The sequence below is a fragment of the Nitratireductor aestuarii genome (assembly GCF_014641695.1).
GTDB lineage: Bacteria > Pseudomonadota > Alphaproteobacteria > Rhizobiales > Rhizobiaceae > Chelativorans > Chelativorans aestuarii.
In genome coordinates this window covers 224,814-245,015 of the sequence record NZ_BMIF01000004.1, presented here as the reverse complement: position 1 = coordinate 245,015, position 20,202 = coordinate 224,814, and the positions used below count along the sequence as shown (strand labels likewise).

Here is a 20,202-nt window from a genome sequence, read left to right as displayed (position 1 = left end):
ACAAATGTCAAGCGGAATTTGTTCCACGTAGGGGTACTTGCTGTAAACGCACGCACCTTGTTACTTGGCAAAGATAGAAATCGATTTCAGCAGAGGTTCCAGGAATGGCCGCATCCCCGTCTCCAGAGTTTTTCCGCCGCCTGGCCGCTGCAGCCGCGGCTGAAACCCTGCCGCGATTCCGCAAGGGTGGGGATGTCATCAACAAGTATCAAACGGGGTTCGATCCCGTAACCGAGGCCGATCGTGCAGCGGAGCAGGCGATCCGCGCGATCATCACGGCTGAATTTCCGGATCATGGCATTGTGGGCGAGGAATTTGGCACCGAACAGTCTGACAGCCGCTACAACTGGGTGATCGATCCGATCGACGGCACGCGCTCGTTCATCTGTGGCCTCCCGCTCTGGGGCACCCTTGTGGGGCTGACGGTCGATGGCCGGGCGGTGGCCGGCATGATGGCGCAGCCCTTTACCGGTGAGCTCTTCTATGCCGATGGCAATGGCGCAAGCTATGAAGGTCCGGACGGGCAGCGCCGGTTGGCGGTGCGCCGTTCGGCAACGCTGGCGGAGGCGACGCTCTGCACGACGAGCCCGTCGCTCTTCGATGAAACGCGCCGTCCGCTCTACAATCGCGTCGAGGCTGCCGTCCGTCTGGCGCGCTATGGCACGGATTGCTACGCCTATGCCCAGCTCGCCGCCGGAAATGTGGACCTGGTGATCGAGAGCGGGCTGAATTCCTATGACATCGTGGCGCTGATCCCGATCATTGAGCAGGCCGGTGGGATCATCACGACCTGGTCGGGCGAACGGCCGGAGCTGGGCGGCGACATCATCGCAGCCGCCACGCCGGAACTTCACGCTGAAGCGCTCGCCTTGCTGGCGGGATAACCCGTCTCTTACAGCGAAGGCTCGTCCATTGGGGCATCGTCGGGCGAGGAATCCGATTTTCGCCCTGCCACGAAGGCCTTGAAGGCGGCCAGCGCCTGTTCGCGGTAGATGTCCGCCTCCTGAAGCAGCTCGTGTCTTGCCCCGTCGATGGTGAGGCAATGGCCAGAGCGGATGCGTCGAGCATAGCGCTCGATGCCAGAGCTGGAGACGACCGCATCGGAGCCCGCAGCCAGGAAAAGGATCGGGAGCCGGTTGGCCGCCATGAATTCCGGTCGGCTCACCTGGCGCATGGCTTCGCATGCAGCGCGCACCCAGGCAGCCGATGGACCACCGACGGTGAGGTCCGGGTGAGTCTCCGCAATTTCCAGATTGCGGGCGAAGCGGCGCTGGTCGTGAGTGGCCTGGTTGCCGGCAAAATTGCGCAGCTGTCCCCGGTAACGTGTTCCAGGGAGGTGGCGCGCGCCAAGGCCAAGCAGGCACCAGACGCTGGAGATCAACCGGATACGTTCCTGAGGCATGTGTTCATTGAGTTCGATCAGCGGCGCGAGGAAAACCATGCGCTTGATGCGGTTCGTAAGCAGCGGCGAGGCGAGCAACGCCACGAGCCCACCCATTGAATGGGCGAGGATGGAGTAGGGCGGCCTGCAGTCCGGAAGCACCACGTCGTGGAAGAACTGGTCGAGGTCGCGAACATAGGCGTCGAAGCTCTTGATGTGCCCCGCAGTTGAATTGCGCAACAGCCGGTCCGAGTCACCCTGTCCTCGCCAATCGAAGGTGACGCTGGAGAATCCCATGGCCTGCAGATCGACCATCGTTTCCAGATATTTCTCGATTGATTCGTTGCGGCCCTGCAGCAGAACCACCGTCCCGTGCGCTCCATGATTCGTCGTGCGGGCGTAGCGGATCGAAAGCCCGTCCTTCGCGGTCATGAAGTCAGAGATTATGCCCTCGGGGATCGGGTTTCCTTCAGTACTGCGCAGGCTCATGAATGCATGGTCTCCGATGCCGGTCATGCATTGTCTCTTATCGAGGTTGGGAAAAGCAAAGGCTTTATAGAGCTGGGAAAAGAGTGTTGGGGATGGCCGGGCCATCCCCAAAGGCTTCAGGACATCTGGAAGGGACAGGACAGCTGCCCGAAGCGTGTGGAAAGACTAGCGCGGGCGAGATGAACGGAAGCCGAAAGCCGCGTTCATCCTGCCTTCATCTTGAGCATATGGAGAGGTCTTGAAAGGCGGGAAGCGCATTCCCAAATGTTTCCTGCGGCAGCCAAGATGGGGCCGCGGTCATGCAAAGAATGCCCAGATGGGGTTCTTGGAATGATCAACGCAAATGTTGCTCAAAGGAGAACAGACCATGCGTTCTGTTGATTTTTCACCTCTCTACAGGTCCACGGTAGGTTTTGACCGGCTCTTCTCGTTGCTGGACGGTCGAACCTCGTTGGAGACCACCCAGTCATATCCGCCCTACAATATAGAGCGTACCGGTGAGGACGCCTATCGTATCTCGATGGCCGTCGCCGGCTTCTCTGAAGACGACATTTCGATCGAGGCCCACCGCAACCAGCTTTCGATCAAGGGCAGCAAGTCTGAGGAACAGGAAAGCGATGACAGCGCCGAGATCCTCTATCGCGGCATCGCTTCGCGCAGCTTCGAGCGACGCTTCCAGCTTGCCGACCATGTCGAAGTAAAGGGCGCGACGCTTAAGGACGGTCTGCTTCACATCGATCTGGTGCGCAACGTGCCGGAGGATCAGAAGCCCCGCCGCATCGAGATTACCCGTGCCGGCAGCGGCACCAAGCAGATTGAGGCGACCACGGTCAACTAACCGACGGATAGCCAGAGTACTGAGTGGATGGCGGCGCTTTTGCGCCGCCATTTGCATTTGTGGATGTTACTTGTCCAGCAGCTGGCGGATGGTGGTGATGTCTTCTTCCCTTGTCGCGAAGGAGGTCACAAACCGGTAAAGCTCCTCATCGGGCTCGAGCGTAAGGTCTGCCGGAGGGTTCCAGGAATAGAAGTTCACGCCGGCCTTTTCGAGCTTCGCCGCAACATCCTTGCGGATGATCGGGAACACCTCGTTCGCGTCCGGCGACCATCCGAGGCGCGCGTTCTCGGAGACGCGGAACACGTGCGCCAGTTCCTGAGCCATGGCATTGGAGTGGCGGGCGGTGTTCAGCCACAGGTCGTCCCGCAGATAGGCGTCAAACTGCGCGGCGATGAAGCGCGACTTGGAAAACAGGTGTGCGGATCGCTTCCTTATATATGGCATGTCGCGCGCTTTGGCCGGATCCATGACGACAATCGCTTCGGCGCACCAGCAACCGTTCTTCGTGCCGCCGAACGAGACGATGTCCACACCGCGCTTCCAGGTCATTTCCGCAGGCGTCGTGTTGAGCGACACAAGCGCGTTGGCAAACCGCGCGCCGTCCATATGCAACGGCAGGTCATGCGCCTTGGCGATAGCGGAAATCCTTTCGATCTCCTCAAGCGAATAGACCGTTCCGATCTCCGTCGACTGGGTGATCGAAACAGCCATCGGCTGTCCATGGTGGATGAACTCCGCCGGGAAGAGCCTGATCGCGCGTTCCAGATTGTCCGGATCCATGCGGCCCATGGGGCCTTCCACGCCGTGGAGACGGGCGCCGGCGGTCAGGAACTCCACCGCGCCGCCTTCATCCTCGATCATGTGAGCTTTGGTGTGGGCCAGGATAACGCCGCCCGGACGGTTGAGCAGCGCCATCGAAAGCGAGTTGGCGGCAGTACCGGTCGCGACGAAGAAGACGGCGACCTCGCGCTCGAAGATCTCGCTGAAGCGCTGTTCCACCTGGTGATCGAGCGCACTTGCGCCATAGGCAGTTGCGAAACCGCCTGCATGCGCTGTCAGTGCCTCGCAAATTGCCGGGTGGGCACCTGCCCAGTTGTCTGATGAGAAGTTCATTGGCAGTCCTCTTTGGTGGTGCCTCAATTTGCTCGCTGGGGATTAGGATGCAAGCTGTTTCGACGCGAGCAGCTTTCGGTCTGGGTAACACATGGTTCGCGCATGAAAGTTACACTTCGTGATGAGGGCCGGTAATTTTGTTGCGGGAGCTTCTGTATTTTTTTGAACTACCGACTTGTGCAGCCGGAAAAATTCTGTCAAAGATGCCGCAAATAGGACAGCACTGCTGTCTTATTTTCCGCTGCGCGCGGATATGGTTGGCAAACGCTGTTTGCGACTCATGCAACCCAGAATGCATGGGTCGGGTGGCGCATGAGAATTCCTCTAATGCGCGGCCTCAGAAAGAGCAGTACCATCTGTGTGGTTACGGGCTCTTTCGCATCTAGTGAAATGAGACCACTTGAAAGGCCGGACCGAACAGACAGTTCTCCGGGAAGGTGACCTGACCCCTGAAAATAATGGGGCCAAAACGTGGAGTGTAAAGATGACGGAGCAGAGACTTTCTGCAGGAATTGTGCCCGCTGCCAGCTCGCAGGCCGCCGTCCTCAAACGCACCTCGGTGACCCGGGGGCTCCCGGATCCTCAAGGCCTTTATGATCCGCGAAATGAGCGAGATGCCTGCGGCGTCGGCTTCATTGCGCAGATGAAGAACGTCAAGAGCTTCCAGATCGTCCAGGACGGCCTGGCGATGCTCGAGAACCTGACGCACCGTGGTGCTGTCGGTGCCGACCCGCTCATGGGTGACGGCGCTGGCGTCATGATCCAGATTCCGGACCGCCTTTATCGCGAGGAAATGGCAAAGCTCGGCGTCGAGCTGCCCGCGGTCGGCCAGTATGCAGTGGCTCACTTCTTCATGCCCAAGGCTGAGGAAGACCGCGAGTTCGTACTGCAGGTCATCCAGGACGCGAGCCAGTCGGAGGGCTTTACCGTCCTCGGCATCCGCGATGTTCCGGTCGACAATTCCTCGCTGTCCAAGGCTCCCGACATTGCGGCCTCCGAGCCTTATCATCAGCAGATTTTCTTCAACCGTCCGGAAGGCCTGAGCGACGAGGAATATGAGCGTAGCCTCTATATCCTGCGAAAGGTGATCTCCGGTCGTCTCTACTCGCATCACGGCAACCGTGATGTGGGCGCCTACTGCGTGTCCATGTCCTCGCGGACGATCGTCTACAAGGGCATGTTCCTCGCCTACCAGGTCGGCTCCTACTACAAGGACCTGCGAGATCCGCGCATCGAGTCCGCGCTGATCCTCGTCCACCAGCGCTTCTCCACCAACACCTTCCCGTCGTGGAAGCTGGCGCACCCGTACCGCATGGTTGCGCACAACGGTGAGATCAACACGCTGCGCGGCAACGTCAACTGGATGGCTGCCCGCCAGGCATCGGTCGACTCCGAGCTGTTCGGCACGGACATCTCCAAGCTCTGGCCGATCTCCTACGAAGGCCAGTCCGACACCGCCTGCTTCGACAACGCGCTCGAGTTCCTCTACCAGGGCGGCTACAGCCTCGCTCATGCGATGATGATGCTGATCCCGGAAGCCTGGGCCGGCAACAAGCTCATGGATGACGACCGCAAGGCCTTCTATGAGTACCACGCCGCGCTCATGGAACCGTGGGATGGTCCTGCTGCCGTTGCCTTCACCGATGGTCGCCAGATCGGCGCGACGCTCGACCGTAACGGCCTGCGTCCGGCCCGCTACGTCGTCACCGATGACGACCGCGTCATTCTGGCTTCGGAAGCCGGCGCTTTCTCCGTTCCGGAAGAGAAGATCGTCAAGAAGTGGCGTCTCCAGCCGGGCCGCATGCTGCTCATCGACCTGGAGCAGGGCCGCATCATCTCTGACGAAGAGGTGAAGTCTGGCATCGCGAAGAAGCACCCTTACAAGAAGTGGCTGGAGAACACCCAGCTGATCCTCGAGGAACTGAAGCCGGTTGAGGCTCGCGATCTGCGCAGGGACGTGTCGTTGCTCGATCGCCAGCAGGCATTCGGCTACAGCCAGGAAGACCTGAAGATCCTGATGGCGCCGATGGCGACCACCGGCCAGGAAGCCGTTGGCTCCATGGGTACCGACACGCCGATCGCGGCCATGTCGGACAAGCCGAAGATCCTCTACCACTACTTCAAGCAGAACTTCGCGCAGGTCACCAACCCGCCGATCGATCCGATCCGCGAAGAGCTGGTGATGAGCCTCGTGTCGTTCATCGGCCCGCGCCCCAACATCTTCGACCTCGTCGGCACGTCCCGCCGCAAGCGTCTTGAGGTGCGTCAGCCGATCCTGACCAACGCGGATCTGGAAAAGATCCGTTCGATCGGCCACACTGAAGAGCGCTTCGACACCAAGACCATCGACATCACATACTCGGCCAACGAAGGCGCCGAGGGTATGGAAGCTGCGATCGAGCGCATCTGTGATCGCGCCGAGGCGGCTGTTGCTGGTGGTTACAACATCATCATCCTGTCCGACCGTCAGATCGGACCGGACCGCATCGACATTCCGACCCTGCTGGCGACGGCTGCCGTTCACCATCACCTGATCCGCAAGGGCCTGCGTACCTCGGTTGGTCTGGTGGTTGAATCCGGCGAGCCCCGCGAAGTGCATCATTTCTGCTGCCTTGCCGGCTACGGCGCCGAAGCGATCAACCCATACCTCGCCTTTGACACGCTCACCGACATGCACCGCAAGGGCGCATTCCCGGCTGAAGTCAGCGCGGAAGAGGTTGTCACCCGCTACATCAAGTCGATTGGCAAGGGCATCCTCAAGGTCATGTCCAAGATGGGCATCTCGACCTACCAGTCCTACTGCGGCGCGCAGATCTTCGACGCGGTTGGCCTGCGCTCTGACTTCGTCGAGAAGTACTTCACCGGCACGGCGACCAGCATCGAAGGCGTGGGCCTCGAGGAAATCGCCCGCGAGACCGTCGAGCGTCACACCCGCGCGTTCGGAAATGATCCGCTTCTGAAGTCCTCCCTCGAAGTCGGTGGTGACTACCAGTACCGCCAGCGCGGTGAAGACCATGCGTGGACCCCGGATGCCGTGGCAACGCTGCAGCATGCGGTGCGCCGCAAGTCCTGGTCGACCTTCAAGGAGTTCTCGAGCCTCGTCGACGGCGAGAGCGCGAAGCAGAAGACGATCCGCAGCCTCTTCAGCATCAAGCTTGCCGAAGAGACCGGCCGCAAGCCCGTTCCGATCGACGAAGTGGAGCCCGCTTCCGAAATCGTGAAGCGCTTCTCCACCGGTGCGATGTCCTTCGGCTCGATCAGCCGCGAGGCCCACACGACGCTCGCCCGCGCCATGAACGCGATCGGCGGCAAGTCGAACACGGGCGAGGGCGGTGAGGAGCCGGATCGCTTCCTGCCGCTGCGCGACGGTTCTCCGAACCCGGAGCGTTCTGCCATCAAGCAGGTGGCGAGCGGACGCTTCGGCGTGACGGCGGAATACCTCGTCAACTCCGACATGATGCAGATCAAGGTCGCTCAGGGCGCGAAGCCCGGCGAAGGCGGTCAGCTCCCGGGTCACAAGGTTGATGCGACCATCGCCAAGACCCGTCACTCAACGCCGGGCGTTGGCCTCATCTCGCCGCCCCCGCACCACGACATCTACTCGATCGAAGATCTGGCTCAGCTGATCTACGACCTGAAGAACGTCAATCCGGCAGCAGACGTCTCCGTCAAGCTGGTGGCTGAAGTGGGCGTCGGCACGGTTGCAGCCGGTGTTGCGAAGGCGCGCGCCGACCACATCACCATCTCCGGTTATGATGGCGGCACGGGTGCGTCTCCGCTCACTTCGCTGAAGCATGCCGGCAGCCCGTGGGAAATCGGTCTTGCCGAAACCCACCAGACGCTGGTGCTCAACGGTCTGCGCAGCCGCATCGCGCTGCAGGTCGACGGTGGTCTGCGTACGGGCCGCGACGTCGTCATCGGCGCGCTGCTCGGTGCCGATGAGTTCGGCTTCTCGACCGCTCCGCTGATCGCGGCTGGCTGTATCATGATGCGCAAGTGCCATCTGAACACCTGCCCGGTTGGTGTGGCAACGCAGGATCCGGTTCTGCGCAAGCGCTTCAAGGGTACGCCGGAGCACGTCATCAACTACTTCTTCTACGTTGCGGAAGAAGTGCGCCAGATCCTGGCAGAGATGGGCTACCGCAACATAGACGAGATCATCGGCCAGTCCGACCTGCTCGAGAAGCGCACGCTGATCGAGCACTGGAAGGCTCGCGGCCTCGACTTCGAGCGCGTCTTCTACAAGCCGGAGGCGCAGCCGAATGAGATCCGCTGGACCGAGCGCCAGGAGCATCCGATCGTGGATGTGCTGGATCGCAAGTTGATTGCAGCCGCACAGCCCGCTCTGGAGAACAAGGAGCCGGTGACGATCGATATCGACATCCACAACACCGACCGTTCGGCTGGTGCGATGCTGTCCGGTGAAGTTGCCAAGCGCTTCGGCCACAAGGGTCTGCCGGACGACACCATCCAGGTGAAGTTCACCGGCACGGCTGGCCAGTCCTTCGGCGCCTTCCTGGCCCGCGGCGTGTCCTTCGAGCTGCAGGGCGACGGCAACGACTACGTCGGCAAAGGTCTGTCCGGTGGCCGCATCGTCATCCGTCCGCCGGAGAACTCGAAGGTTGTGCCGGAAGAGTCGATCATCGTTGGCAATACCGTTCTCTACGGTGCGATCGAGGGTGAGTGCTACTTCCGCGGTGTTGCAGGCGAGCGCTTCGCCGTCCGTAACTCCGGTGCCGTCGCGGTTGTTGAAGGCGTGGGCGACCACGGTTGCGAATACATGACCGGCGGCCTCGTGGTGATCCTCGGCAAGACCGGCCGCAACTTCGCGGCAGGCATGTCCGGCGGCGTGGCTTACGTGCTCGACGAGGAAGGCGATTTCGCCAAGCGCTGCAACATGGCCATGGTCGACCTGGAACCTGTTCCGGAAGAGGATGACATCCTCGAGAAACTGCACCACCATGGCGGCGACCTTGCCCACATGGGTCGGGTGGACGTGTCCGGTGACATGACCCGCCACGACGAGGAGCGGTTGGCTCACCTGATCTCGAACCACTACCGGTTCACCGGATCCGAGCGGGCTCGTACCATCCTGGACAACTGGCCTGAGTACCGGGCAAAGTTCCGCAAGGTGATGCCGGTTGAATACCGCCGCGCGCTCGAAGAGATGGAACGCAACCGTCAGGCAGGCAAAGCCGCCTGAAGCTGATGTAAATCCGGGCCGTAAAAAAAAGACGGCCCCTCATCGAAGCGAGATTTTCCCCCGGAGTTCACCACACGAACTCCGAAGGTGCCCCGGCCTTAAGGCTCAGGGGAGCGAGGAACGGATATGGGTAAGGTAACAGGTTTTCTCGAGATCGACCGGCAGGAGAACAAGTACCAGCCGGCAGCGGACCGCATCAGGCATTTCCGCGAATTCGTCCTGCCGATGTCGGAGCAGGAAGTCACCAAGCAGGCGGCACGCTGCATGGACTGCGGCATCCCCTTCTGCCATGGCCCGACCGGTTGCCCGGTTCACAACCAGATCCCGGACTGGAACGATCTGGTCTACCAGGGTGACTGGGAAGAGGCGATCCGCAACCTGCACACGACCAACAACTTCCCGGAATGGACCGGCCGCATCTGCCCGGCTCCATGCGAAGAGGCTTGCACGCTGAACCTGGAAGACATGCCTGTCACGATCAAGAGCATTGAGCAGGCGATCGGCGACAAGGCCTGGGAGCTTGGCTACATGAAGCCGGTTCCCGCTCCCGTGAAGACGGACAAGCGCATTGCGATCATCGGCTCCGGCCCGTCCGGCATGGCGGCTGCCCAGCAGCTCGCCCGTACCGGCCACGAGGTTCATGTCTACGAGCGTGAGAGCAGGCCGGGTGGCCTGATGCGCTACGGCATCCCGGACTTCAAGATCGAAAAGATCCACGTCGACCGCCGCGTTGCCCAGCTGGAAGGCGAGGGCGTTACGTTCCATTGTGGCGTGAACGTCGGCATCGACAAGCCGGTTGAAGAGCTTCTGGTTGAGTACGACGCTGTGCTCTACTGCGGCGGCTCCGAGAAGCCCCGCCCCGCGGGCATTCCGGGCGTAGAGCTGCATGGTGTTTTCGACGCGATGCCTTACCTGGTTCAGCAGAACCGCCGCAATGGTGGCGAGAACATCGATTCGGTCGCCTGGGCGTCCGAGCCGCTTTCGGCTGCAGGCCAGCACGTTGTGGTTGTGGGTGGCGGTGACACAGCCTCTGACTGTGTCGGCACCGCGTTCCGCCAGGGTGCGGTTCGCGTTACGCAGCTCGACATCCGTCCGCGTCCGCCGGAGAAGGAAGACAAGCTCACCGTGTGGCCTTACTGGGCTACCAAGATGCGTACGTCATCCAGCCAGGCCGAAGGCGCACAGCGCGAGTTCCAGGTTGCGACCCTTGAGTTCGTAGGCGAAAACGGCAAGCTGACCGGCGTGAAGTGCTGCCAGGTTGACGAGAGCCGCAAGCCGATCGCCGGCACGGAGTTCACAATCAAGGCTGATCTCGCCTTCATCGCGATCGGCTTTGCCGGACCGACCCCGACGGGCGTTCTGTCCGAGCTGGAAGGCAAGCTCAACATCACCGTTGACCGCCGCAACTCGACCAACGTCGTGGCCAACGATCTCGACTATCGGACGAACGTCGACAAGCTCTTCGCAGCCGGTGACGTGCGCCGTGGTCAGTCGCTGGTTGTCTGGGCAATCCGCGAAGGCCGCCAGGCCGCTCGTGCGATCGACGAGTACCTGATGGGCAGCACCGTGCTGCCGCGTTAATCAGCCGTACGACGGAAACTATTCAGAGGCCGGAGCATCCTTGCTGCCGGCCTCTTCCTTTTTCGGTTTGGCCTGCAGGCGATAATCCGCGCGTCCTGGCTGCGGTTTGAACAGATTGGACGCTGCAGATGGCACCGTCTGTTGCTGGTTGCCTAGAAGCATGCCGCTGGAGTTCAAGGAAGGACCGGACAGAGAGATCGGCCCCGTCCGCGTCAGATCCTTCGGCGCAGGCTCCGGTTCGATCTGCGGCAGCACGCTGCCAGGCAACGCGACCGTCTCGGGCGTGACGGACGGCAAAGCGGCGGGACCCAGGATCTGGTTCAGTGGCTTTTCGAGATAAAACGCGATCTTGCGCCGGGCTTCCCGCGTCAGGTTGATTCCGTCGCTCGAACGAAGGCGCACCGGTTGACCGTTCATGTCCGGCCCGGTGGAGGTAAAGGCGCCGTTCTCGTCTACAAAACCATCCCAGATGTCGATGAACGTACCACCAGCGGCCTCTACGGCGGTCTTCTGGATGTCGTTGAAAGCGAGCATGTCGGACGTCATCGCCGGCGATTTGAAGGGCGGCAGCCCCACCCAGAGGAAGGGCTTGTTGCTCTTCTTGAGCGTTTCCGCGAATTCCGTCACGCGCTTCGTGTATTCCTCCGTCCACTGTTCGGTCTGCGGGCGGAGCGTCTCGCCATGGACGGAAATCTGCTGGCGGTCGTTGGAGCCGATCATCACGACGATGGCGGCAGGGTCGACCTCGGCAATGATGGGTGTGATCGACCCGTTCCAGTCGTAATAATCGTTGCGGACGAAACCGGAAGACCCGTTGCTGCGGTCTTCGACGCGGGTGCCAGGCGACATTTCATAGGCAGCCGAAAGTCCTCCAGCCACACCGCCGGCGAGAAAGTCGCCAACCACGAGCACGGTTTTCGCATTGGGGAGCTTCTCGACCGCAGGACTTGGTGCGGGAGCGGGAGCAGCCTGCTGCCTGCCGGCTCGGCTTGGCTGCTGCGATTGCTGCCTCTTGCGTGGTGCCCGTCTCTGCTGCCGTGGAACCCGTTGCGGTTCCACCACAGCCGGGGGAGGAGTCCGCCGCCCGAACAGGCGTTCAAAGAAGTTCTGGCGGCGGATGACTTCCTGGGCGGAAGCAGGCGTAAAGTCAGCTGCTACGGGGGTGAGGCATAGGGCAACGGCCACAACCGCCATGGTCTTCTGCAAAGATGATCCGTTCAGGCGGTGCGTTGTGGCCATTGCACGTTCCTACTGTCCCCTCAGTCTGCGCAGGACATCTTTAGACGGATGACCGTCCGGTGCAACGCCCAGCCGCTGCTGGAAAGCCCGGATGGCATCGCGGGAGCCACTGCCGATCTTCCCGTCGACCGGTCCGCTGTAATAGCCGAGGGCTCCAAGACGCTGCTGCAGTTCCTGCGTTTCCGTCATGGATAGACGTTCGAACGGACGATTCCAGTCCCGAACGAGGCCACCGTGGCCGGCGATCGCATCGGCCAGCAATCCAACCGCCAGAGCATAAGTGTCGGCGTTGTTGTAGCGCTTCAGGACGAAGAAGTTCTTGGTCATGAGGAAGGCGGGTCCGGCGCGGCCGTCCGGTACCTTCAACTCGGCATTGTCGCCACCGCGCGGGAACGGCTTGCCGTTAGCACGGACGACGCCGATGGAAGCCCACTTGTTGAGCGGCATGGAGCCGGACGGGAACTTGCGGCCTTCAGGCAGCACGACCTCGTAACCCCAGGTTTCGCTGGAGCGCCATCCGTTCTTCCGGAGAAGGTTGGCAGCGGTCGCAAGGGCGTCGGGCACCGAGTTCCAGATATCGCGGCGGCCATCTCGATCCATGTCCACGGCATAGGCCTGGTAGCTGGTCGGGATGAACTGCGTGTGCCCCATTGCGCCGGCCCACGATCCGGACAAATGGCCAACATCGATGTCGCCGGTCTGCAGGATCTTGAGTGCGGCAAGCAGCTGTGTCCGAGCGAACTTGGCGCGCTTCGGATCGCCATAGGCAAGGGTGGCCAGCGAGCGTGGAACGCTGCGCATCACCTTCTCGTTCTTGAGGATCTCGCCATAGTTCGATTCCATCGACCAGATCGCGAGCAGGATATAGCGGCTGACGCCGAACTGGCTTTCGATCCGGTCGAGCCACGGCCTCAGTTGCTGGGCCATGCGGCGACCGTTGGCGACGGTGAGCTCATTCACGCGATTGTCGAAATATTCCCAGGGTGCCGCACGAAATTCCGGTTGATAGCGCGCTTTTTCGAGAACTTCCGGATCGGGAGCGGTCACGCCACGGAAGGCTCGGTCATAGGTGGCTGGGGAGATCCCGTTCTGAAGTGCTACCTGGCGGAATTCGGCAATCCAGCGCTGGAATCCTGCGTCTGCCATTGCATGGCTTGTGCTGACGGCGATCAGAATTGCGGCGAGGGAAAGCCTGCATGCTGTGAGGGCCTTGCGAGCTCTCTGGGCAAACATCACTACCTCCATAACAAACAAGCCACCTTCTTCGCCGATTGCGGTTTAGAAATAGTTTACCATATAAGCGCCACCAACAAATTGACGTCTTTTTTACTCTTAGGTTGGATCCGGATTGACGCTCTGCGCATTCTGTTCCGAGGCGCTTTTTTTAGGGGATATGAGTTTATGAAGAAGATCCGCAAGGCTGTGTTTCCCGTGGCGGGGCTGGGCACACGGTTCCTGCCAGCAACCAAGGCATTGCCGAAGGAGATGCTGACGGTTGTCGACAGACCGGTGATCCAATACGTGGTGGACGAGGCACGTGAAGCTGGGATCGAACACTTCATCTTCGTGACGGGTCGCAACAAGACCGCCATCGAAGACCACTTCGACGTACAGGTGGAGCTGTATGAAACGCTGCAGCGTCGCGGCAAGACCGAGATTCTGGAGCGGCTTGAGGCAATGCAGCCGAAGCCGGGCCAGACGAGCTACACGCGCCAGCAGGTTCCGCTTGGCCTTGGCCATGCCGTATGGTGCGCCCGTGAACTGGTGGCCGACGAACCTTTCGCGCTGCTGCTCCCTGACATGATCATGCAGTCCGAGCCGGGCTGCCTCAAGGAAATGGTACAGTTCTACGAGGACACGGGTGGCAACGTCCTGGCCGTTGAAGAATGCGACCCGTCCGAGACCTACAAGTACGGTATTGTCGGCAAGGGCGAGGAAACCCACACGGGTTTCCAGATCACGTCCATGGTCGAGAAGCCGAAGCCTGAGAACGCGCCGTCGAATTTCTACATCGCTGGCCGCTACATCCTGCAGCCGGAGATCTTTGAACTCCTGGAGCACCAGGAAAAGGGCGCGGGAGACGAAATCCAGCTGACGGACGCCATGCTGCGTCTTCACAAGGACCAGCCGTTCTACGCGCACATTTTCCGCGGCCATACCTACGACTGCGGCTCGCCGGAGGGCTTCGTGCTGGCAAACCTGGCCTTCTCGCTCCAGAACAGTGAGATGCGTCCGCACATCGAGCGCGAGCTGCGCGAGATGATCGGCAAGCTTTGACGCAGAGCTGGCGCGGGTGAAGCCCGCGCCTCTTACCTCTGGAACTTCATCCCGACATAGACGCTTGTGGCGTCATATTCGCGTGACGGATCGCTGCTTGAGCGCTTCTCGTGACCCAGCCGCGCGACAAGCGCCGCATAGCGGTTCAGCCACCAGGTGAGGCTCGCCTGACCACGCAGCGTCAGGTCATGGCCACCGGCATCAAAGTCGCGCCACTCTGCTCCAACGCGCAGATCGCCCGTCAGGTTGGAGCGCAGCTGGCGCTCGACGCGAAGCGCTGCCGCATGCAGGATCGAGCCGCTGTCAGCCCCCGAGCCACCTTCCACCGTGGTGGACGCATCAAGGAAGACGTTCGTCCCACGGATCGGTGACCACTGGAGGGAGGCGGCAAGCGCCAGCCCCGATAGCCTGCGCAGCCGCGAATCGTCAAAATCCTCGGAGATCCAGCCGATCGAGACTTCGCCCGCGAGCTTCTCGGCGATGTCGGTGACGACGCCGGCCCGGGCTCCGAAACGCTTGGCAGAGCGATCGTAGCCGGCACTGTCCAAATCTTCGTCGTAGATGCGCCGTCCGGCCTCTACTTCAACGAAGGGCAGGAAGGCAGGGGAAACCTCATAGCCGACCCGCAGCCGGGCGAGCGCCAGTGTGGAATCACGGTCTGACTGGGAGATTTCCGTCCCGTCGGAGAGCCGTGCTGCGTCATAGGTCTCGCGCAATACCTCTCCGGCGACGGTGAGCCGCAGCGGTCCCAGACCCCTTTCCAACGCCAGGGCTGCCGTCAGTTGATGCTTCAACGGCTGACGGTCCACGCCTGCAACGGCGAGCGGAGAGTTGAGGGATTCGCGCTCCGCCGCATAGCCGAGGCTCGCGGTAGCGGCGAGCGAGTGGTTGATGTCGAGCCGCAGCGAAGCGTCTGCCCCGCCCCTGAGCTCGGGCTCCACATCACCAGAAAGGGCATTTTGGTAATCGAGATTGCCGCCGAATTCGAGACGATGGCGCGACCAGTCAGAGTTTCCGCGCAGCTCCAGTCGCGTCTCCGAGAGAACGGCACTGTCTCCGCCTGGGCTGCTGGTGCCGTTCGTTGTAGCCGTGATGCCCGACTCTAGTGTCGGGAAGAGGGTGATCGTGCCTGCTCGAATTCCCATCGGCGCATATGGGTTCTCGTCCCGACGCAGTTTTGCGCCCTGCAGGGGCTGAATGCGCTGGTTAAGCCGTCGTGCCGGGTCGGAAACAGTGCCGACGCGCAGGTTTGTGCGCTCACTGAGAGGGCTGGTGGACAGGGAAGGCGGCGTTGCGCCCTTTTCGCTCGCGGAAACAGTGATGCCGCTGCCGAGCATGGAACCGGAATCAGGTCTGGCAGGGAGGTCGGCCGAACTGACCGGTTCATAGGAAGGATCTTCGATCGCACCGGTGTCAATGAGATCGATCAGCTTTGGATCTCCGTGTCCGATCAGCGAGCCGGCTATCGTTCCGCGCAGTTCCAGCTCCTCGGCAAGAGCGTATTCCGCAGCGGGCAGCGCGCCTGCTACGGCCAGAAGGCACAGCACTGAAACTCTGTTATAATAACCCCGAAACGCCATCTACCAAGCCTTGGCAGCGCCTCATGGCGCCACGAGCAGTTCCCGGAAACTAGCAACCGGATTTCCGTCCGGAACTGCGGAAAACAGGCACCTGGCTTATTTCAGCGTTTCAACGAAAGGCTGTAATGATCCAGGTAACCAATCAGTAAAGCTTCATGGTTAATACAAGATTGATGGAAAAACCCTGGCCCCACCTGCGTGAAAGGCGTGACATGGCGCTGTGAAAGCGCTAATCGCGTGAAGATGTTGACCAATTCGACCCAAAAGACAGACGCTGCTGCGGCCATCGCATCTGCCGTCCGAACCCTTGAAGCCGAAAAAGAAGCGCTTGCAGCGCTGGAACATGCTTTGGGCAACGGCCTTGCCAAGCCCTTTGCTGAGGCCGTCGATCTCATCTCCGGGATCTCCGGACGCGTGATCGTTACGGGCGTCGGCAAGAGTGGCCACATCGGCTCCAAGATCGCAGCCTCGCTCTCTTCGACCGGAACGCCGTCCTTCTTCGTTCATCCCGTTGAAGCAAACCACGGCGACCTCGGCATGATCACGCCGGGCGATGTGATCCTGGCGCTGTCCTGGTCTGGCGAAACTGCGGAGCTGAAGGGCATCGTCGCCTATGCGCGCCGTTTCTCGATTCCGCTGATCGCGCTTACGGCTGGCGAGCAGTCTGCGCTGGCGCGCGAGTCGACGGTTGTTCTTGGCCTGCCGAAGGTGCGCGAGGCATGCCCGCACAACCTGGCGCCTACCACCTCCACCTTGTTGCAGCTCGTAGTGGGTGACGCGCTGGCCGTGGCGCTTCTTGAGGCTCGCGGCTTCACGCCGGACAATTTCCGCACCTTTCATCCGGGCGGGCAGCTTGGCGCGAACCTCCGCCGCATCGGCGAGATCATGCACCGCGACGAGGAAGTGCCGCTCGTTGCCTCCGGCACGCCGATGAGCGATGCGATCCTCGAAATTTCGCGGAAAGGCTTTGGCTGCGTCGGCATTACCGGACCCGCTCAGGAACTGATCGGCATCATCACTGACGGTGACTTGCGCCGTCACATGAGCAGCGATCTCCTGGCAATGACCGTCGATGAAGTGATGACGCGCAACCCGAAGACGATCGAGCCTTCGCTGCTGGCAGCCGCCGCGCTGCAGATCGTCAATTCATCGTCCATCACCGCACTGATGGTGGTGGAAGCAGGGAAGCCCGTGGGCATCGTGCACCTGCACGATCTGCTCAGGATCGGCGCGGCCTGAGTCACGCCGAAGGGCTAAACAGCCTCGACGTGCAGCTCGGTGCCGTGCACCGAGACAACCTTTACCCTTGAACCAGCGGGCAGATCCGGCCCGCTGACGCGCCAGACGGTATCGTCAAGCCGGATGCGTCCGCGCCCTTCCTGGATCGGATGATCGAGTACGGCCGTCCGGCCGATCAGCTGCGCGGCGCGCATGTTGAGGAGCGGCTCATCCGTGCTTTGAGCTGCTGCCCGGTCACTCCAGCGTTTTCCCACGACCACCGAGACCAGCGACAGAACCAGGAAGACAATCACCTGGACTTGCCAAGACCAGATCTCCATGGACCAGAGCTGCAGGGAGAGCGCTCCGGTGATGAGCGCTGCAATGCCGATCCAGAGCAGAAAGACGCCGGGAATGATGATCTCCAGCGCCAGCAGGATGGCGCCGAGAAGCATCCAGTTCCAGGCACCCAGATCGCTGAGAGTGCTGATGATCATGCTACGCCTTACTCCTCCGTCGGACGGGTGACGACCGGCGGACGGGCGGTCGAACGGCGAGGCGCAGCTGGCGCATCAGAATTCGCGTTGCCGAAGACTTCCTTGGCGATGGCGCCGACGCCGCCGAGCGAACCGATAAGCGAAGCCGCCTCGAAGGGCATCAGCACGATTTTGTTGTTGTTGGAGGAGCCGATGGTCGCCAGGGCCTCCGTGTACTTCTGCGCCACGAAATAGTTGATGGCCTGCACGTCACCCTCGGCGATCGCCTGTGACACAACTTGCGTCGCGCGGGCTTCTGCCTCGGCCTGACGTTCACGCGCTTCGGCGTCGCGGAAGGCGGCTTCGCGCCGGCCCTCGGCTTCGAGGATCTGCGCCTGCTTGAGACCTTCGGCCTCGAGAATCTGTGCACGCTTCGTGCGCTCCGCCATCATCTGGCGGGCCATTGATTCCACGAGGTTAGCTGGCGGATTGATGTCCTTGATCTCGACGCGCGTGACCTTGATGCCCCACGGATGAGCTGCTTCATCGACGATGCGCAGCAGACGCTCGTTGATCGCATCGCGGTTGGAGAGGAGTTCGTCGAGGTCCATCGAGCCCATGACGGAGCGGATGTTAGTCATGGTGAGGTTCAGGATGGCGTTTTCCAGATTGGCGACCTGATAGGCGGCCTGCGCTGCGTTCAGCACCTGATAGAAGGCAACGCCGTCGACGGCGACAATGGCGTTGTCGCGGGTGATGACCTCCTGCGTCGGGACGTCGAGCACCTGCTCCATCATGTTCATGCGGGCGCCGATGCGGTCGATGAAGGGAATGATGATGTTGAGGCCCGGCGTCAGCGTGCGCGTATACCGTCCGAAGCGCTCGACCGTATAGGCATGGCCCTGGGGTACCGTTTTTGCACCGGCAAACAGAACCAGAAATACCAGGATGACCAGTACGGGGATCAGAATGTCAAAACCGGAAAAGCCCATTTTCTCTCCAGACGATGTAACGCGCCAGCAGCCAGTCGGAGAGGGTTTCTCCTCCCCTCTGGTTTCCCGTTATTACATCTTCCTGGAGAGGCGTAAATAACGCTTCAGATCCAGCCCTGGAGCTCGCGGCGCACCATGGTCTCGATGACTTTCATGCCCAGATCCGATGCATTGAGGCAGGGGATGTGGGTAAAGTGCTCGCCGCCTGCTTCCTTGAAGATGTGGCCGGCCTCAACCGCGATTTCCTCAAGCGTTTCCAGGCAGTCCGCGACGAAGCCCGGGTTGAAGACCGCGATTGACTTTACGCCCTCCTTCCCAAGCTTCTCGACAGTCTTGTCCGTATAGGGCTGCAGCCACTCTTCCGGGCCAAAGCGTGACTGGAAGCAGGTGATGAGCTTCTTCTCATCCCATCCGAGGCGCTCGCGCAAGAGCCGAGTCGTCTCAAGGCATTGCTTGGGGTAGGGATCACCTTTCTTGGCATAGCTCTGCGGAATGCCGTGGTAGGAGGCGATGACTATTTCGGGGTTACTGCCCGTGGCCGCCAGATGCCGCTCGATGGACGTAGCGAGTGCGTCGATATAGACCGGCTCGTTGTGATAGTCCGGTACGGTGCGGCTGGCAGGCTGGTAACGCAGCTTCATCAGCGCTTCGAAGAACTTGTCGTTCACCGTGGCGGTCGTCGTTGCGGAATACTGCGGATAGAGCGGGAACATGACGATCTGCTCGCAACCCTGGGCGAGCAGGCGGGAGGTCACTTCCTCGATAGAGGGATTGCCATAGCGCATCGCCCAGTCAACGATGACGTTCGGCTCGTCGGCAAGCAGTTCAGCAAGCTTCTCGCCCTGTTCGCGGGTGAAGGTGCGTAGCGGTGATTCGTTGCGTTCCTTGTTCCAGACGGACTCATAGGCCGCACCCGACTTCTTCGGACGCGTTGAGAGCACGATGCCCTGCAGGATCGGCTGCCAGATGGCAACCGGCCATTCGATGACGCGGCGGTCCGACAGGAACTCGCTCAGATAGCGGCGCATCGGCCAATAGTCGGTGCCGTCGGGCGTACCGAGGTTCACGAGGAGAACGGCCGTCTTGCGTTTTGGGCTTTCCGCCAAAGGAGCCTCTGCCCCCGACACTGGTGATGCTGAAATTGCTGAAACTGTACCCTGCGTCATACCGCTGCTCCTTGCTGCGTGGGTAGGTAAGCGGTGTGCCGCAAAATTCAATGATGCCAGTAGCCGCAGGTCAACATCATGCGTTCCCACGACTTCCAAAGCAGGAGAGCCGGGAGTCCCGGCCCTCATCCATGGCTGAGACTTTGCTTAGCCGCGGCGAATCAGCGAGAAGTTCTGGCCGCCGGCGTTGGTGCAGTTGAGCTGCGACGGCGTTGCCAGCGTGCAGTTCACGCGCATCTGCGTCTGGCGGATGAGCGACGTCATCGAGATCTCGATGTTGTTTGCATCGACCTGACGGTAGGTGCCTTCGGAAAGCTTGTTGCCGGTGTCGGTTGCGACCGACTGGAACGCGCCGCCGGAGAAGGTCGAGATCGCAACGCCCTGCGTGTCGGACCACTGTCCTTCGACGGGGCTCGATGCCCGCACATTGCCGGCAGGCCCGTATCCACCCTGAGGAGCAGAAACGCATCCGGAAATGACAAGAGTGGATGCCATCGCCAGATAGGCGGCATGTCTAAAATTCAACTTCATCAGGGCCTCCTGAAGCTATCAGTTTGGTCCATTCGCGACCTTATCCGACTAAAAATCAAGCACCGGCGATGCTTATAATGTTTAGCGCACGATAATGTTGCAGAATTGCCATTGGTTA

Annotated in this window: 15 protein-coding genes; 6 read left to right on the top strand and 9 right to left on the bottom strand. The window is 61.1% G+C overall.

Annotated elements, in window-relative coordinates:
• Positions 1-104 precede the first annotated feature (104 nt).
• Positions 105-884, top strand: coding sequence for a histidinol-phosphatase (gene hisN / locus IEX27_RS08895; protein WP_188720681.1), 780 nt, complete (start codon positions 105-107; stop codon positions 882-884).
• Positions 885-892: 8 nt separating this feature from the next.
• Here hisN and IEX27_RS08890 read toward each other — a convergent pair whose 3' ends face one another.
• A complete protein-coding gene (locus IEX27_RS08890) occupies positions 893-1,897 on the bottom strand; it encodes an alpha/beta fold hydrolase (protein ID WP_244630299.1) in 1,005 nt (334 codons plus the stop codon).
• Positions 1,898-2,237: 340 nt separating this feature from the next.
• On the opposite strand from IEX27_RS08890, the gene IEX27_RS08885 reads away from it, so the two are divergent.
• Entirely contained in the window at positions 2,238-2,708 is a 471-nt protein-coding gene (locus IEX27_RS08885; protein WP_188720680.1) for an Hsp20 family protein, read from the top strand.
• A 66-nt stretch (positions 2,709-2,774) separates the two neighbouring features.
• Here the strand turns inward: IEX27_RS08885 and IEX27_RS08880 are convergent, their stop codons facing one another.
• Positions 2,775-3,821, bottom strand: coding sequence for a threonine aldolase family protein (locus IEX27_RS08880; RefSeq protein WP_188720679.1), 1,047 nt, complete (start codon positions 3,819-3,821; stop codon positions 2,775-2,777).
• Positions 3,822-4,305: 484 nt separating this feature from the next.
• Here IEX27_RS08880 and gltB point away from each other — a divergent pair, with 484 nt between their 5' ends.
• Both gltB and IEX27_RS08870 read left to right on the top strand, forming a co-directional pair.
• Complete coding sequence (gltB, locus tag IEX27_RS08875; RefSeq protein ID WP_188720678.1) at positions 4,306-9,024, top strand: glutamate synthase large subunit; 4,719 nt, start codon at positions 4,306-4,308, stop codon at positions 9,022-9,024.
• A 126-nt stretch (positions 9,025-9,150) separates the two neighbouring features.
• On the top strand, positions 9,151-10,605 hold the full coding sequence (locus IEX27_RS08870; RefSeq protein ID WP_188720677.1) for a glutamate synthase subunit beta: 1,455 nt from the start codon (positions 9,151-9,153) through the stop codon (positions 10,603-10,605).
• An 18-nt stretch (positions 10,606-10,623) separates the two neighbouring features.
• On the opposite strand, the gene IEX27_RS08865 is transcribed toward IEX27_RS08870, so the two are convergent.
• Both IEX27_RS08865 and IEX27_RS08860 read right to left on the bottom strand, forming a co-directional pair.
• Positions 10,624-11,844: an SGNH/GDSL hydrolase family protein gene (locus IEX27_RS08865; protein ID WP_244630298.1), complete on the bottom strand. Its 1,221-nt coding sequence runs from the start codon at positions 11,842-11,844 to the stop codon at positions 10,624-10,626.
• A 9-nt stretch (positions 11,845-11,853) separates the two neighbouring features.
• Complete coding sequence (locus IEX27_RS08860) at positions 11,854-13,077, bottom strand: lytic murein transglycosylase (RefSeq protein WP_188720676.1); 1,224 nt, start codon at positions 13,075-13,077, stop codon at positions 11,854-11,856.
• 168 nt (positions 13,078-13,245) lie between these two features.
• Between IEX27_RS08860 and galU the strand changes: the two genes are divergently transcribed.
• Positions 13,246-14,121, top strand: coding sequence for a UTP--glucose-1-phosphate uridylyltransferase GalU (gene galU / locus IEX27_RS08855; RefSeq protein ID WP_188720675.1), 876 nt, complete (start codon positions 13,246-13,248; stop codon positions 14,119-14,121).
• Between the two features lie 32 nt (positions 14,122-14,153).
• Here galU and IEX27_RS08850 read toward each other — a convergent pair whose 3' ends face one another.
• On the bottom strand, positions 14,154-15,668 hold the full coding sequence (locus tag IEX27_RS08850) for an outer membrane beta-barrel protein (protein WP_244630297.1): 1,515 nt from the start codon (positions 15,666-15,668) through the stop codon (positions 14,154-14,156).
• Between the two features lie 276 nt (positions 15,669-15,944).
• Between IEX27_RS08850 and IEX27_RS08845 the strand changes: the two genes are divergently transcribed.
• A complete protein-coding gene (locus IEX27_RS08845; RefSeq protein ID WP_188720781.1) occupies positions 15,945-16,940 on the top strand; it encodes a KpsF/GutQ family sugar-phosphate isomerase in 996 nt (331 codons plus the stop codon).
• A gap of 14 nt (positions 16,941-16,954) precedes the next feature.
• Here the strand turns inward: IEX27_RS08845 and IEX27_RS08840 are convergent, their stop codons facing one another.
• The 4 genes from IEX27_RS08840 to omp10 all read right to left on the bottom strand — a co-directional run bounded on the left by IEX27_RS08840 (position 16,955) and on the right by omp10 (position 20,084).
• Positions 16,955-17,416: an NfeD family protein gene (locus tag IEX27_RS08840; RefSeq protein ID WP_188720673.1), complete on the bottom strand. Its 462-nt coding sequence runs from the start codon at positions 17,414-17,416 to the stop codon at positions 16,955-16,957.
• Positions 17,417-17,424: 8 nt separating this feature from the next.
• Positions 17,425-18,387 carry an SPFH domain-containing protein gene (locus tag IEX27_RS08835; protein ID WP_188720672.1) on the bottom strand — a complete coding sequence of 321 codons (963 nt, stop codon included), beginning with the start codon at positions 18,385-18,387 and terminating at the stop codon, positions 17,425-17,427.
• 104 nt (positions 18,388-18,491) lie between these two features.
• Entirely contained in the window at positions 18,492-19,553 is a 1,062-nt protein-coding gene (gene hemH / locus IEX27_RS08830; RefSeq protein ID WP_188720671.1) for a ferrochelatase, read from the bottom strand.
• A 147-nt stretch (positions 19,554-19,700) separates the two neighbouring features.
• Complete coding sequence (gene omp10, locus IEX27_RS08825) at positions 19,701-20,084, bottom strand: outer membrane lipoprotein Omp10 (protein WP_188720670.1); 384 nt, start codon at positions 20,082-20,084, stop codon at positions 19,701-19,703.
• Between the last annotated feature and the right edge of the window lie 118 nt (positions 20,085-20,202).